The organism is Lysinibacillus sp. FW301-JW8, from assembly GCF_058788755.1.
The window spans coordinates 85,588-101,126 of the sequence record NZ_JBYTBB010000011.1; the positions used below are offsets into that span (position 1 = coordinate 85,588).

15 protein-coding genes are annotated in these 15,539 nt (G+C 36.4%); 11 read left to right on the forward strand and 4 right to left on the reverse strand.

The features are described 5' to 3' along the window. Positions 1–31 precede the first annotated feature (31 nt). The 7 genes from AC3WOM_RS06925 to AC3WOM_RS06955 all read left to right on the forward strand — a co-directional run bounded on the left by AC3WOM_RS06925 (position 32) and on the right by AC3WOM_RS06955 (position 8,104). The gene (locus AC3WOM_RS06925) at positions 32–778 is read left to right on the forward strand and encodes a TerC family protein (protein ID WP_492445799.1); all 747 of its coding nucleotides are present in this window, start codon (positions 32–34) and stop codon (positions 776–778) included. An 85-nt stretch (positions 779–863) separates the two neighbouring features. Continuing rightward, the gene (locus AC3WOM_RS06930) at positions 864–2,057 is read left to right on the forward strand and encodes an HpcH/HpaI aldolase/citrate lyase family protein (RefSeq protein WP_492445801.1); all 1,194 of its coding nucleotides are present in this window, start codon (positions 864–866) and stop codon (positions 2,055–2,057) included. Continuing rightward, complete coding sequence (locus tag AC3WOM_RS06935) at positions 2,038–3,399, forward strand: phosphoribosyltransferase family protein (protein ID WP_492445803.1); 1,362 nt, start codon at positions 2,038–2,040, stop codon at positions 3,397–3,399. Before AC3WOM_RS06930 ends, AC3WOM_RS06935 begins: the two co-directional genes overlap by 20 nt. Continuing rightward, complete coding sequence (locus tag AC3WOM_RS06940) at positions 3,396–4,496, forward strand: cysteine protease StiP family protein (RefSeq protein ID WP_492445805.1); 1,101 nt, start codon at positions 3,396–3,398, stop codon at positions 4,494–4,496. The genes AC3WOM_RS06935 and AC3WOM_RS06940 overlap by 4 nt, the downstream gene beginning before the upstream one ends. An 11-nt stretch (positions 4,497–4,507) precedes the next feature. Continuing rightward, on the forward strand, positions 4,508–5,320 hold the full coding sequence (locus tag AC3WOM_RS06945) for an HAD family hydrolase (RefSeq protein ID WP_492445807.1): 813 nt from the start codon (positions 4,508–4,510) through the stop codon (positions 5,318–5,320). A 95-nt stretch (positions 5,321–5,415) separates the two neighbouring features. After that, a complete protein-coding gene (locus AC3WOM_RS06950) occupies positions 5,416–7,047 on the forward strand; it encodes a YceG family protein (protein ID WP_492445808.1) in 1,632 nt (543 codons plus the stop codon). 22 nt (positions 7,048–7,069) lie between these two features. Then, positions 7,070–8,104 (forward strand): toxic anion resistance protein, encoded by a 1,035-nt coding sequence (locus AC3WOM_RS06955; protein WP_492445810.1) that lies wholly within the window; start codon positions 7,070–7,072, stop codon positions 8,102–8,104. Positions 8,105–8,250: 146 nt separating this feature from the next. On the opposite strand, the gene AC3WOM_RS06960 is transcribed toward AC3WOM_RS06955, so the two are convergent. The 3 genes from AC3WOM_RS06960 to AC3WOM_RS06970 all read right to left on the reverse strand — a co-directional run bounded on the left by AC3WOM_RS06960 (position 8,251) and on the right by AC3WOM_RS06970 (position 11,537). After that, the gene (locus tag AC3WOM_RS06960; RefSeq protein WP_492445811.1) at positions 8,251–8,883 is read right to left on the reverse strand and encodes a TerD family protein; all 633 of its coding nucleotides are present in this window, start codon (positions 8,881–8,883) and stop codon (positions 8,251–8,253) included. Between the two features lie 135 nt (positions 8,884–9,018). Further along, entirely contained in the window at positions 9,019–10,107 is a 1,089-nt protein-coding gene (locus AC3WOM_RS06965) for an FUSC family protein (RefSeq protein WP_427549319.1), read from the reverse strand. Positions 10,108–10,250: 143 nt separating this feature from the next. Further along, on the reverse strand, positions 10,251–11,537 hold the full coding sequence (locus AC3WOM_RS06970; protein ID WP_492445812.1) for a glutamate-1-semialdehyde 2,1-aminomutase: 1,287 nt from the start codon (positions 11,535–11,537) through the stop codon (positions 10,251–10,253). Positions 11,538–11,667: 130 nt separating this feature from the next. Here AC3WOM_RS06970 and bcp point away from each other — a divergent pair, with 130 nt between their 5' ends. From bcp to perR, 3 genes are all read left to right on the forward strand, one after another. Next, complete coding sequence (gene bcp / locus AC3WOM_RS06975; protein ID WP_492445813.1) at positions 11,668–12,144, forward strand: thioredoxin-dependent thiol peroxidase; 477 nt, start codon at positions 11,668–11,670, stop codon at positions 12,142–12,144. Then, the gene (locus tag AC3WOM_RS06980; protein ID WP_492445815.1) at positions 12,141–13,085 is read left to right on the forward strand and encodes a D-2-hydroxyacid dehydrogenase; all 945 of its coding nucleotides are present in this window, start codon (positions 12,141–12,143) and stop codon (positions 13,083–13,085) included. The genes bcp and AC3WOM_RS06980 overlap by 4 nt, the downstream gene beginning before the upstream one ends. 248 nt (positions 13,086–13,333) lie before the next feature. Continuing rightward, positions 13,334–13,777 carry a peroxide-responsive transcriptional repressor PerR gene (perR, locus tag AC3WOM_RS06985; protein WP_427549312.1) on the forward strand — a complete coding sequence of 148 codons (444 nt, stop codon included), beginning with the start codon at positions 13,334–13,336 and terminating at the stop codon, positions 13,775–13,777. Positions 13,778–13,799: 22 nt separating this feature from the next. Here perR and AC3WOM_RS06990 read toward each other — a convergent pair whose 3' ends face one another. After that, the gene (locus AC3WOM_RS06990) at positions 13,800–14,150 is read right to left on the reverse strand and encodes a YgzB family protein (RefSeq protein WP_427549310.1); all 351 of its coding nucleotides are present in this window, start codon (positions 14,148–14,150) and stop codon (positions 13,800–13,802) included. 147 nt (positions 14,151–14,297) lie between these two features. Here AC3WOM_RS06990 and AC3WOM_RS06995 point away from each other — a divergent pair, with 147 nt between their 5' ends. Continuing rightward, a complete protein-coding gene (locus AC3WOM_RS06995) occupies positions 14,298–15,182 on the forward strand; it encodes a nucleotidyltransferase-like protein (RefSeq protein WP_427549308.1) in 885 nt (294 codons plus the stop codon). Positions 15,183–15,539 lie beyond the last annotated feature (357 nt).

Below are 15,539 nucleotides of genomic sequence, written 5' to 3' on the forward strand. Positions count from 1 at the left end.
ACTTGGATAGGAACATGACGGAGGGTCTTTTTTGGACGTTATCAACGAGATATTAAATACATATGCACAGTTTTTTAACTGGCACATGTGGGGGCAGGTTTTAACAGATCCAGTATCATGGGGCCTAATTTTTTCATTGATTATTATGGAAGGTCTATTGTCTGCAGACAATGCGTTAGTTTTAGCAGTACTTGTTAAACATCTTCCAAAGCATCAGCGAAAAAAAGCATTAATGTATGGGATGTTTGGAGCGTATTTCTTCAGGTTTCTCTTCATCGGTATTGGTGTTTACCTCGTGAAGTTCTCCATTGTTAAAGTAATTGGTGCGACTTATTTAATGTGGTTAGTCATACTGCATTTTAAAAATAAGAGCGATGATGAAGGAGAAGCACATGAGTTTAAAAAGACGGGTTGGATGGTTCGTGTCTTTGGTACGTTCTGGGCGACTGTTATTTCAGTTGAATTAATGGATATTGCCTTTTCAGTAGACTCAATACTGGCAGCTTTTGCGATATCAGATCAAGTATGGGTCTTATTATTAGGTGGAGTTTTAGGGATCATTATGATGCGTACCATCGCTGGTGTATTCCTTTCATTGATAGAAAGAGTGCCAGAGCTTGAAGCAACTGCCTATATTTTAATAGCGATTATTGCACTGAAGATGTTTGCTAGTATTTTTGGATTCCATCTTTCACATGAAATATTCTTTATTATTCTAATTGCTGCATTCTTATTAACATTTGTTGTACACAAGATGAATAAGAAAACAACAGTGTAAACAAGGCACTGTATTGGTCTGTAGGGAACAGGCTGATACAGTGCTTTTTTCACAGACGGCCTACTATTACTGGGGAGAGGATTAGATGCAACACTTTGCAACAGAAGCAGAGACGATTTTTTATAAGAAGCCACAGCCTTTTACAAAATGGGACAAACCAGATATTTTGTCATATGCCTTAGGGGCGACTTTGTATATGCCAGCTTCCATGCCTAATATTGTGGGGTTGATTCAATCTCAAAAATATAAAGAACTTACATCACTCGTCATTGACTTAGAGGATGCAGTAGGGGATACAGAGTTACTAGATTGTGAAGCAAAATTGATTGAGGATATTAGTGAGTTATATGCACTATATAATCAAAAACAATTACTACTAGAAGATTTACCACTACTTTTTATTCGTGTACGTCATGTTGAGCAATTCAATTATTTAACAACTTCATTAGGGAAGAAGCAAGAAATATTAACAGGTTATGTATTTCCGAAATTTACGGCAACACAAGGAGCCCGATATTTTGAGTTACTTGAACAAACCATTTTGGATCATGATTTAACCTTATATGGTATGCCAATTTTAGAAAGTCGTGAGGTATTATATAAGGAATCTCGCATGCAAGCGTTATTAGGCATCAAAGAGGTTCTTCATCAATACAGGGAGCGCGTATTAAATGTGCGTATTGGTGCAACTGATTTTTGCGGTATTTATGGAATTCGCCGCCGTATGGATTCGACCATTTACGATATCAGTGTGATCAGAGATTGTATAGCAGATATAGTAAATGTCTTAGGTCGTGAGGAAGATGGTTTTGTTATTTCTGGGCCTGTATGGGAGTATTTTAGTAATCAACGTGTATTAAAACCCGCGTTAAGGATGACGCCATTTAGTGAAAAAGGTGCGCTTGATACACGGAAAGCATTGTTAGACGATTGTTTAGATGGATTAATGAAGGAAGTTTTAATGGATAAACAGAACGGCATTATGGGTAAAACGGTCATTCATCCTAGTCATATCCGTGTTGTTCATGCACTATATGCTATTTCGTATGAGGAGTATTTAGATGCATTAAGTATTGTAGAAAATAGTGATGGTCGCAAAGGTGTTATGAAAAGTCACTATGCTAATAAAATGAATGAAATTAAACCACATATGAGATGGGCACAGCGAATCATAAAACAAGCACATGTCTATGGCGTTTATCATGAATCTTTAGATTTTGCCTCACTATTATTAAATTCTGAAATAGGTGGTAGTGTTTATGCATCAACAAATGAGTAAACTAAGAATTTTGCCAAATTATACAATCGATATTGAAGTCGCTCATAATCCCCACAATTTTGCATTGACAGATTTATTTAAAATGGCGGCACGTATTAATAAGAAGAGACAGTTTTTGTTTGTGAGCACCGTGCTTGGTAAGCATTTAGCTGTTCGCCCGCAAGTGCCATTACTTACTGGAACCCTTCTAGCCATGATGTATAATCAGCATCTTACTGGTCAACGTGTGATTGCTATGCCATCTGTTGTAAAAGCAATAAAAGAATGCACAAAGTTGGATGAAGTTCAGAATTCCACGGAGGAATGCATGCAGTTGACTGAGGAAACATTGTTTATTGGATTTGCTGAGACAGCCACTGCACTTGGACATGCCGTATTTAATGCATTCCAAACAAATGCCATGTATATCCATACCACGCGTGAAGTACTTCCGGATTTCGAGCCATTTGTTACATTTGAGGAAGAACATTCTCATGCGACAAGCCATAGTATTTATACAGAGGAGCCTAATATTTTACTGCAAGCTAAGCGCATTGTGTTAATCGATGATGAGATTACTACTGGAAATACAGTTATTAATATTATTCAAACATTAAGACAGAAATTTCCTCTTGTTAGGGAGTATGCTGTGCTATCTATTTTAGATTGGCGTTCAGAACAGCAGCAAATAGTCTTTCGGCAATTAGAGGAGCAATGGGGAATCTCTATTGAATTCATTGCAATTATGTGCGGTCAATTTAACTGTAGTGGGACACCAAATTTAGCAATCGAGCAACCTAAAATAACAACATGTGCTGCACGGGACATGACACTATTATCAACCAAAGAATCTCTTGATCGCAAATTCTATCGTTCTATTGCAGAGAATGGTCTTGTAAACAATCAACCTTATGTACTAGCGACAGGAAGATTTATGTTAACATCCATTCAGCATATCGAACAAAAGAAAATGTTACAGGCAATCGCCAAGCAATTAAGAGAGCTACGAACGGATGGACCAGCACTTGTTGTCGGAACAGGGGAATTTATGTATGTCCCTATGCAAATTGCTTCTTATTTAGGGGAAGATGTTTATTTTCAATCGTCGACCCGTAGTCCAATCTATTGTACAGATGAACTAGACTATACGATAACAGAAAAAATAGTCTTTGAAAGCCCAGAGAACAATGGGGTTGAAAATTATTTATATAATATACAAAATCGACCATATTCGGAACTTTTCTTTATTGTGGAACGTATAGCAAGTAAAGAGATAATTGCCCGGGTGATAGAGGCACTACAATCCATCAGTAGTACAAAAATATATGTGATTTGTATGCATGAAATGGAGGTAAAACGATGATATCGACTTTACAGCCCGATAAAATGGGGAGCTATGCTTCAGAGGATGTTATTTTTTTATTGCGTGATATTAGTAATGTTTTTATTGAAATGGATAATGAAAAGCGTGAACAACTTATCCAGACAGGTACGCACTATTCTGAAATGCTACCAATGGAATATCAACCATCTAAAACATATATGGATCTATTTTATAAAACTTTAAATACTTACGCTGAAAGAATAGCAATAGCTGTTGGTGTAGTAGCAGAACAAATCATCCAAAATAGAGGACTGGACAATTTAATACTAGTTAGTTTGGCGAGAGCAGGTACACCAATTGGCATTTTAATCAAACGATATATACAAATGCACTATAAGGTGAATGTTCCACATTACTCAATTTCTATTCTGCGTGGTCGTGGGTTTGATGAAACAGCAATTCGTTACATTTTGACACAACATCCGCAAGGTTGTCTTCAATTTATTGATGGTTGGACGGGTAAGGGGGCTATTACCAATGAATTACTACATTCTTGTCAAAAGTTTAATAAACAACATCAAGTACAATTGAATGCCAATTTAGCTGTTTTGGCAGATCCAGGGCATTGTGCCGCTATTTATGGAACGCGTGAAGATTTTTTAATTCCATCTGCTTGTTTAAATTCTACTGTATCTGGATTGGTGAGTAGAACAGTTTTAAATCTACAGTTTATGGATGAGAAAGATTTTCATGGTGCAAAATACTACAAAGAATTAGAGGAAATGGATGTTTCAAACTTGTACATAGAACGTATTGTCACATGCTTTGAAAACGTGCAGAGTGAGATTGTACGGCAACTTCAGGAGCAATCCATCACTCCAATTACTTGGGAGGGAATGAAGTCAGTACAAAAGATTCAGCGGGATTTTGGCATTGAAAATATTCATTTTATCAAACCTGGTGTTGGGGAAACAACAAGAGTTTTACTTCGACGAATCCCTTGGAAAATCCTAATTAATCCACAGTACATACATGAGCTGGAACACATTTTATTATTAGCTCGTGAAAAAAATGTATTGATAGAACAATATTCAAATATGTCCTATGCATGTTGCGGCTTAATAAAAGAATTGTAGGGGAGAATAAGATGATACTATTTACATCAGATTTAGATAGAACACTTATTTATTCTAAACGTATGATGGAAATGTTTCCGCCAGTTACAGAGACAGTGGTAGTTGAGCGGAATGATAATAAAGACATGAGTATGATGACAAATGCAACAGCAACTTTATTGCAGCAGGTACATCAACAAACACTATTTGTACCTGTTACGACAAGGGCATTGCATCAATATGAGAGAATACATTTTATTAATGACTTGTGCCCTACTTTTGCAATTACTAGCAATGGGGGTACAATATTAGAAAAGGGTCAGCCATATGACAAATGGACAAAAACACTATGTAGACGTATTGAAGATTCCTCCATTCCACGAGAGGATATGTTAAAGCTTTTTCAAACGGTCAAATCCGATGCATGGCTACAACGTTCTTTCTATATAGATGATCTATTTTATGTACATCATGTGGATATTGAAGTTTTACGTCAGAATGAATTACAAGTAATGATTCAGGAGTTTGACGCCCATGGCTGGTACGTTCTTCTACAAGGAAAAAAATTGTATTTTATGCCCAAGGTACTGACAAAGGAAGCGGCAATAGAATATATGAAGGAATTTTGTACATACGATGTGCATATAGCAGCAGGCGATTCTATTATGGATTATGGAATGCTATCAATGGCTGATTTAGCTTTTACACCGAATCACGGAGATTTAAAGGATAAACAGCCAAAGGTTCTACCGAATGCTACCTACTCAATTCATAATGGTGAAGCATTTACAAAAGATTTGCTTGAAGCGGTTTTACAAATTGCCACACAACAAACGGTAATATAGTTTTAAATATTGATTTGTTGTCATAGGTAAGACCATCCTATGGCAAATGAATTCTTAAGCATATGCTGAGGATGATTTCTAGGAGGTGCGTTTGTATGCAAACAATCACAATTCAATCAGTGTTGGAGCGTAATCCTGATGATTGGCTACAGGCGTTTCAAGATTCACCAAAGAATCGTGCATTATATGAGGAAACATCACAACAAATAAATTTTAGTCGAATTGCTGTACGTGTACTAGGAGTCCCAATTGAAGAAGATGATTATTTCAATTCATTATTTACCATGTCACAAAACCAAAATATTCATATTTTAAGTGAAGAATTAAATAAGAATATTGATCAAAAAGATTTTCAGGCCATACAAACGATTCTAGAACAACATCAGCAAACACCTAAAGGGCTGTCTATTAATCGATTAGTGGCAATGATGTATGGATATCAATTAATACCCAAGCATGATGATAGTGTAATGAATCGACATTTACAGCTAGCAACCATTAAAGTTGTAGAGCTTTTTCAGCAACAACAATCTTTAGGCCTGCTAGCAAATGAATTTCGTCGTTTTTTAATTGATATGGTGAAGTGGTTAAAAAATCATTGGATTCAATGGACAAAGGCAATGAAGCCGACAGATGATTTCCCTAAGGTTGTTTGGTATGGAGAAACGACTATTAGTCAGCGTTATTTTCTATTACTATTAATGGAGCTTGGCTGTGATGTATTGATTTTTCATCCGGCTAAAATAGATGAATTTGCAGAGATTGATTCTACAGATTCGTTTTCTATCAGTTATTCGTATGCAAATGAAACAACTTTACAGCCATTTCCTGACAAGTTACGCGATCGTCAGGCAACTGTAGGTTATCGTTCAAGTCAGCATTTTGAACAATTAATGCATGATCAGCAATCAGGCGTCTTTAAGCCTTGGCAATTTAAAGATCTTATGCCACGCTCCTTAACACTAAGAATGACCTATGATGATATATTTATTTATGCGAAAGAGAAGGCAATGGTTCGACCGAAATTTGAAGTTATTGGTGATGAAGTAGTCATTCCAGTAATATTTGCAAAAATTAGTGGAGTGTCGAGCCGACGTGAAGAATACTGGCATTATATGCATCAATTACTGGCAAGTCCGCAAACCGTTTTTGTGCAGGAGTTCCCTTATTCAAAAACGAGCAAGGCCAACTTCCATTTTCACTATAAGCATTGCTTAGTAAATGGTGAGCTATCAGTGGAGCGCATTATGCAAAGTGATTGGTGGCAGTATGGAGAGTTACCATTAGAGCTACAGCGTGCAATGGCTCACACGATAAAAACTTCATGTGAACAACCCATGTTAAAACAACAGTCAAATGAGAATTTATATGATTTACAGTTATTTTTATTTAAGCAGATGACGATGATTCCACAGGATATACTGCGATTACTGCAGAGCTTTGACTACTCTCAAGAGGTACCTAAACTTGTCTTATATCAAGCGCCGCAGCAGCCTGCTTTATCACGTGAGGACATTGCATTACTGGCATTTTTAAATCGTTTTGGTATGGATATTGTATTTTATAACCCGACAGGCAAACTAGACTTAGAAAGGCACTTGCAAGAGGATTCATACGATGTACACCGTTTAGAGCATATGCTATTTGACTTGCCCTATGAAGAACCAAAGCAGCAAAAATCTGCACCAGATAAAATCATTAAAAAGCTCTTTAATCGTTTTTTCTGATGACAGGAAGGAGGCGGCACGAATGTCAAATAACCCTACGACAATTGAACAATTGACAGTGGAAACAGCAGAAGCCGTCAAACAACAATTATGGGAAAATGCAGAGGTACAACAAATTGCCAATCAGATTAATGTAAAAAATCAGTTGGACTTAATGACGTTAGGAAGAGAGCCAGCTACAAAATTAGCAAAATTCGCAGATCAAATTTTAGACTTAATCACCCAATCAGCATCCTATGAATCAAGAGAATTATTTAAACAGCTTGAAGCCTTAATGTTGACATTTGATAAAAAAGATTTTGCTGAGCAAAAGGGTTTTTTTAAGAAGCTATTTTCACGTAAAACCAAAAAAGAAGATGATTTATTTACGAAATACAATGTACTCAGTAGAGATATTGAAAAAATTCATTATCAATTTGTGCTTATGGAAGAGGAATTAGCGAAGGATAATCGAGTACTGGCTCGGTTATATAATGAGGATTTGATGTTCTACCTTGAGCTTGAAAAATATATTGTCGCAGCAGATATGAAATTACATGAAGTGCAAACAACACTAATACCTATGTATGAAAAACAGAGCGAGGCTGGCAATCAAGTCGCAAAAATGGAGCTTAATCGTTTACAAGCAATTGTCGAGTTGATGCAACAGAAAATAGATGAGTTGGAGAAATCACGTATGGTTGCCATTTTAACAGCCCCGCAAATCGAGATGCTACGTAATGGTAATAGTGAATTGATTGAACAAATTAATGGTGCTTTTGTTAAGACCATCCCTGTATTTAAAATGGGAATAATGAATGCGGTGAATGAAAGGCAGCAGCAATTACAGAGTCAATCTGCATCAGCCTTTGAAAATCGTGTGAAGCAGTTTGGAGGAGCCAGTAATGAAGCAGTGCAATTGAGCACTGCTCTAGCTCAGCAATCTGAAACAACACAAACACTTGAGGAAATGTGGGATACTATTATTGCGGGTATTACTAATTATCGTAAGCTTCAAAGTGAATTAACAGCACAGCGTAAGATATCAGAGGCACAACTGATGGCATTAAGGACGTGAATCTTTAAAAGCTGACATCATTTAAAAGAAATGATGTCAGCTTCTTTTGTATTTCATGTAACTGAGAAACTCCAATATACAGTCAACTATGAAAAATGCACTCTAAGGTACTTAATATGTATAAGGTTGCAAGTGTTAGTAACTGCTTATTTTCTGCCTGAACGCCATGATAGCCCCCAATTGTAGGCTTTGTCCATATCTTGATGCCCCTTAAAATATTCAACAAGTCGTTCAACTTTAAATGTCTCATTATTTACATTTTCAATCATAGCTATTGCACACATATTTTTGCCATTACGATGCTCGTTTAAGCGAACTTCAATGCTAGGACCTGTTCCGTAGTTGATTGTTGCAATCCCATCAGCTTCAGCCCAGTTTGCTACTCCCTCATAGATAAATGTATAAACTAGCACTCGTTTAATGTCTCTTACCTTGTTTCCATTAATGCGTAAATTTTCACCGCTACTTGACATACCAGTACGATCATCACCATCTAGTTCAATAAAAGGGGCAGAATGCAAACTACCAAAAGCATTACCAAGAGCCTGAACACAACTTTTACTACCATCTGTCATTTCATATAGACATCCTAAATCTAAATCAATCCCTCCTTTAGAGTTTGCGCCAAACAAAGAAGATAAAAAGCCGCCTGAATTTCTCTCAGTTCTCTGATTCCAGTTTAAATTAACTAGAATTTCACCAATCTCTTGATTTTGTGATTTTGTTAAGTTAACGAATTGACCTTTTTTAGTTAATTCAATTTTATTTAAATTTACCATGAATATTGACACCCCTTATTTTTACATTTAATTATATTGTATCAAAGTTTAAAAATATTTACAGATTTATATAAAATATCAAAAAACGACAAATTGATACTAGTCAATTTGTCGTAAAATTACATATTTCATTTGCTATATAAACTCATCTTCTAACTCCACATTAATCTCATGCCCATGATAGCTTTGATAGGACACAATAAGCGTATCCAAATGCTCTAAATTTTCTTCGTAGTCTAGTATACGGGATAAAATATAAAGCAGGTGATAGCTCGAAAATTCCGTATCGCCTTCCTCATGTGCATAGGTTATTTGTTTGATGAAAATTTCCATCAGTTCATTACGTTGAATATAGTCGATGTTTTTACTCCATTCAGAATGCTCAGGCTTTAGCTTTCCTGTATATTTTAATAGCAGCTGTTCATGATACGTAAGTAAAAAGTCAAGTCGCTCCTGAATCATTAAGTGAAATTGTGTAGGTAGCTGAGCCAACTCGTTTTCATGATTATGCAAACGTTGCAGCAATTCTAAACTTTTTTTAGATGTTAAAATCATTTGACGGTAGACCACTAATTTACGTACTTTAACATACTTTTTATTTTTGAAGTAATTGCGTTCTTCCTTATAGAAATCATACAATGTATCAACTCGTAACATACGATTTTTAAATTTACTTAATGCTCCCTTTGTAGATGTATGTTCAGAAGCCTGACGAACAGCAAGTCGTGTCCATCGAATAATATCATCTTGTAAAAAGTAAATCTTTCGGAAAAGCTTTACCTCATACTTTGGTGGTAAAAAGACTAGGTTAACAACAAAGGCTGCTAACACCCCGACTAATATGGTAATAAAGCGAAAAAGACCAAATGTCAGGAAGTCGTCTCCTTGAATCTCCATTATGGCAACAACTGTTACGAGTGCTAGAGACAGTGATTTTTCAAGTTTAAATTTCAACATTATACCGATAGCAGTAATAACAGCTATGCCAACAGCTACTACATGGTGACCAAAAAGCAAGCCGAAAATGACCGCGATGGTAGCTCCAATTATATTTGCTTGTACTTGCTCAACAATCGTTTGATAGGATCGATAAATCGATGGTTGAATGGCAAAAATTGCAGCAATTCCAGCAAAAACGGGAGAAGAGAGATTTAGCAACTCCGCAATAAAGAGTGCTAGCACGATGGCAACACCAGTTTTAAATACACGGGCACCTAATTTCATAGAAAATATGGATGTCCTTTCTGTCTAAAATTTTTAAGCTTCTTTACATTATAGAAGGAAGTGCTCATAAAATACATAGATTTGTATGCTGGCATAAGAAAAAGACGACTCATACTAACGAGTCGCCTTTGTAATGTGATGGTTTATAGTTGAGAAAATGCATAATCTACCGCTTTAATTGTTTCCAGAATATCCGCTTCAGTATGTTCAGTAGTTAAGAACCATGCTTCATATTTCGATGGAGCTAGATTGATACCCTGATTAAGTATTAATTTGAAGAAGCGACCAAAGATTTCTCCGTCAGCGCTTTCTGCTTGATCATAGTTTTCTACTTTCACATCTGTAAAGTAAATAGTTAGTGCCCCTTTGAGACGATTTAATGTGATTGTCACTCCATGCTTTTTAGCTGCAGCCAAAATACCATCTTCTAAAATTCCACCTAGTCTATCCATTTCATCGTAAATCCCTGGCGTTTGTAGCACTTCTAAGCAGGCAATACCAGCTTGCATCGATGCAGGGTTTCCAGCCATAGTTCCTGCTTGATAGGCTGGACCAAGTGGTGCAACTGTATCCATTATTTCTTTACGTCCACCGTATGCACCGATTGGTAGACCACCACCAATAACTTTCCCAAGTGCTGTTAAATCAGGTGTTAGTCCAAGTAAGTTTTGAGCGCCACCATAATGGAAGCGGAATGCAGTGATAACCTCATCATAAATAGTCAATGCTCCTGTTTCTTTTGCAGTAGCATGTACTAGCTCTAGGAAACCGGGATTTGGCTCAACAATACCGAAGTTTCCTACGATTGGTTCTATTAAGATAGCAGCAATTTCTTTGCCCCATTTATCCATTGCTTCAGTAAAGGCGTTAGGGTTATTAAACGGTACAGTAATTACTTCCTCAGCAGTAGAAGTCGTTACACCTGCTGAGTCTGGTGTTCCTAATGTAGCAGGACCTGAACCAGCAGCTACTAATACTAAATCAAAGTGACCATGGTAGCAACCTGCAAACTTCATGATTTTTGTACGTCCTGTATAAGCACGTGCAACACGAATTGTTGTCATTACTGCTTCTGTACCAGAGTTATTAAAACGTACTTTATCCATAGATGGGATTGCTTCTTTTAGCATTTTAGCAAAAGTAACCTCGTATTCAGTCGGGGTTCCAAACAATGTACCATTTTCAGCTGCATGTGCAATAGCCTTCGCAATATGTGGGTGACCATGTCCAGTTACGATAGGTCCGTATGCCGCTAGATAGTCAATATAACGATTGCCGTCAACATCCCAAAAGTAAGCACCCTTACCACGAGTCATTGCTACAGGCGAGCCACCACCCACTGCTTTATAAGAACGAGAAGGGCTATTTACACCACCAACGATATGCTGTAGCGCTTCCGCATGTATTGCCTCAGATTTTTTGTGATTCATATGATTGCCTCCTATGTCTTTATACGTACTCTATTGTAGACCTATCAGTGTCAGAAATCCAAAGAAATTAAGGGATATGACTTGTTTTATCAATTGGAGTAAAATAGAACCTACAGAGGAGGAGATTATTGTGACTTTAATAGAAGGAAAAAAAGCGCCAGATTTTTATCTTATAAATGAAAGAGGAGAAACGGTAAAATTAGCAGATTTCAGAGGACAAAATGTTATAGTCTATTTTTATCCTAAAGATATGACACCTGGATGCACGACTGAGGCATGCGATTTCCGTGACAAGCATGAGGATTTTAGTCAACTAAATGCAGTTGTGCTTGGTATCAGCCCTGATGATGCAAAAAAGCATACCAAATTTATTGATAAGCATGGACTGCCATTCTCCCTTCTTGTGGATGAGGATCATGTAGTTGCAGAGGCATATGGCGTATGGGTGTTGAAGAAGATGTATGGACGTGAGTATATGGGAATAGAACGCTCAACATTTTTAATTGATACAGAGGGGAATCTTCTCAGAGCTTGGCGCAAGGTACGTGTGAAAAATCATATTGGAGAGGTATATACCTATTTAGCAGAATGGGAGGCAGCAAAATGAGAATTTATTTTACATTTGAACCAAGACCTGATTTACGTGAGCCGTTAGTTGCTGAGTTTCCACAGGTTGATTTTATTTTTGAGACTGGCTTATCCATTGATGAGTTGAAAAGAGCAGATGTACTTGTTACATATGGTGAGGATTTAAATAATGAAAATATGAATTATGCAACAAATCTGAAGTGGATTTTTGTGGCCTCGGCTGGAATTGAAAAAATGCCAGCTCAAGCTATTATTGAACGAAATATCTTAGTTTCGAATGTGCGAGGTATTCACAAAACGCCAATGGCAGAATCGATGCTTGCTCATATTTTAGCTATTAAACGTGCGCTGCCATGGATGTATGAGCAACAAAAGAAAAGTGAATGGTCAAAAAAAGCAAAGCAATCTGAATTACGAGACAGTACTGCGCTTATTCTAGGACCAGGCGCTATTGGCTCAGAGGTAGGTCGTTTATTACAGGCTTTTGGTGTAACAACTATTGGCTGTAACCGTTCAGGGAAAGAAGCGGCGTATATGGATAACATAGTGTGTTTTGATCAATTAATAGAAGCTTTACCTAAGGCTGATATCGTCATTTCTGTATTACCTAAAACGGATGAAACAACACATCTCTTGAAACAAGAGCATTTTAAAGCAATGAAAACTAATACCATCTTTATGAATTTTGGACGTGGTAACTTAGTAGATGAAAATATTTTAATTCATGCCATTCAAGCAGGCGAAATTGGCTATGTTGTTTTAGATGTATTTGAACAAGAGCCATTAGCAACAGATCATCCATTATGGTCTTTACCGAATGTTATTGTATCTCCACATATTTCAAGTCACTCTTCACGATATGTTGAACGTAGCTTAGAAATTTTTAAGCCAAGTTTAGAGAAATGGTTACGTGGTGAAAAGGATTTAGAAAATATGATGGATTTATCAAGAGGCTATTAAGTCATCATCAAAGGTGGTGATGTGTTGATTGAAGTGCAGACTATATTTTAGGAAAGCGTCTTGCTAAACGGTAATCAACTTACAAATTGGAAACAGATCAATGATCATTCAAGTTGGAGAGATTATATGCCCTCATTAGAAAATTGTTGTTGTTTTAGAAGGTGTACGATTGACAGAACTAAGCCTAATTCGCTACACTAATTATAACAATTATAAATTAAGAATATTTATGGAAGAGGTGCATGGCGATGTCTGCAACGCATTTACAAGATGCCCTTGACACGTTAAAAACAACTGGTGTACGTATTACTCCTCAGCGTCATGCTATTTTGGAATATTTAATTCAATCAATGGCACATCCAACTGCCGATGAAATTTATAAAGCACTTGAAGGAAGATTCCCAAATATGAGTGTAGCAACTGTCTATAATAACCTTCGCGTATTTCGAGAGGTTGGTTTAGTGAAGGAACTAACCTATGGTGACGCTTCGAGTCGCTTTGATTTCGTTACAAATGATCATTATCACATGATTTGTGAATGCTGTGGGAAAATAGTCGATTTCCATTATCCTGGTCTCGATGAAATTGAACATTTTGCATCACAAGTAACAGGCTTTGATGTACATTCGCATCGCTTAGAGATATACGGTACTTGTCCATCGTGTAAAGATGTATCTGCAAAAGTGCAATAAAAAATCCTAGCTCTCATAAGGGCTAGGATTTTTTTGTCTTATTATAAGATTGATCAAATTCTTTTCCTTCTAAAGTTGGATCCAGTGTTAATGGTTCATTACAATACATACACATATCTACACGACCTAATACTTTTGTGTGTTTATGGCAATTAGGACATTCTACTTGAACCGCTCGTGTTGAAAGAAGCCCAATCCAAGCATACACAACTGTACTACCAATGATGCATAGAACGCCCAGTGTCATAAAAATTAAGACGAGAATAGGATTGTTTTTAAAGAAAATTCCTCCATACATAACGATAAAGCCAATAAAAATTAGGGCTAATGCAAATGAACGTATTTTATTAATTTTATTTTTGTAAGGTTTCATATATTATCTTGCCTCCCAATCTAAAATCTACTATAACATATAAGAACAAAGTATTTTAGCTTTGGGAACATGGAAAGAAGGAATACTTTTAGAGTATGTCGAATTTTTAACGAAATAAAAGGTTGTAAATAAATAGGGGGGCTGAACATGGAGCAAGTTTTGCGTCCAATATACCAGGAACGCGCGAGTCAGTCGAATACAATAGGAGTTATTTTAGTAGAAAAGCGTGAAGAACAAAGTAATGTTACAGATACATTTGATACAGTCTTACTAATTATTGTGAAGGAAGCAGAGAAGCCAGTTTTTACGAAACATTACTTATATGAAGGAAATAAAATAGCTTTACATACTGTTACAGAGAAGTTGATACGAAAATGGCTGCTAATTGGCTCAAATAGAAAAGTTGTTGACTGGATTTTCTTTGGCAGAGTATTGTTTGATCGCAATGAGTTTCTTCATAAACTGAAAATTGAATTACAGGAGTTCCCGTTTAGTGGACGCAAGATTAAAACAGGCATTCAATTTTCCAAGCTAATTCGACGCTATTTAGAAGGAAAAGAATATTTTGATAAGGGAAGCTACCTTGATGCTTATAATCATGTTGTAGATTCGTTACATCATTTGGGTCGTTTGTCCATTATTGATAGCGGGCTTTATCCTGAAGTAACTGTCTGGGCACAAGTGAAAAAAATTGAGCCTGCGATTTATAAATTATATGAAGAGCTTGTTTCGAGTAATGAACCGATAGAAAAACGTTTAGAGCTATTGTTTTTAGCAAGTGAATTTTTGATACATTCACGTACTAGAGACGGTGCCCAACATATATTAGAAGTAATGCAATCTAAAGAGGCTTGGACAATTCAAGAGTTGCATGATCATCATGAGCTCGTAAACTACTCAGTTGATTTAGAGGTATTTGTGGAATATCTAGTGGACAAAGGCTATATTCTTGTCGAACCGATCGCTGCCAAAAGTGAAATGATATTCCATCGACATTACAAGGTGAATAATGAGGCTCTGGAAATAGAGTAAGGACTTGTAGTATGCTTGTAGTCGAGGTATATACTAATACCTCGATATTTTTTTTTATAAAAAGTATTGACGTCAAATATAATAATATTGTATTATATTAATTGTCGCTAAGACATAGCAAAACTTGATAACTTCAAAAAACTTTTTTCGGAAAGTGATTGACAGGGATTGAGTAAGGTGTTAATATAAAGAAGTCGCTGAAAAACGACTGAATCATGAACCTTGAAAACTGAACAAGCAAAACGTAATCAATCAAGTTTTTAGTAGCTAGCTTCTGCTAGTGAACAAAACAAAAATTTTGGACATCAAAATTGATGCCAGCAAAACAATTTGAGCTAATCAAATTTCTTTTATGGA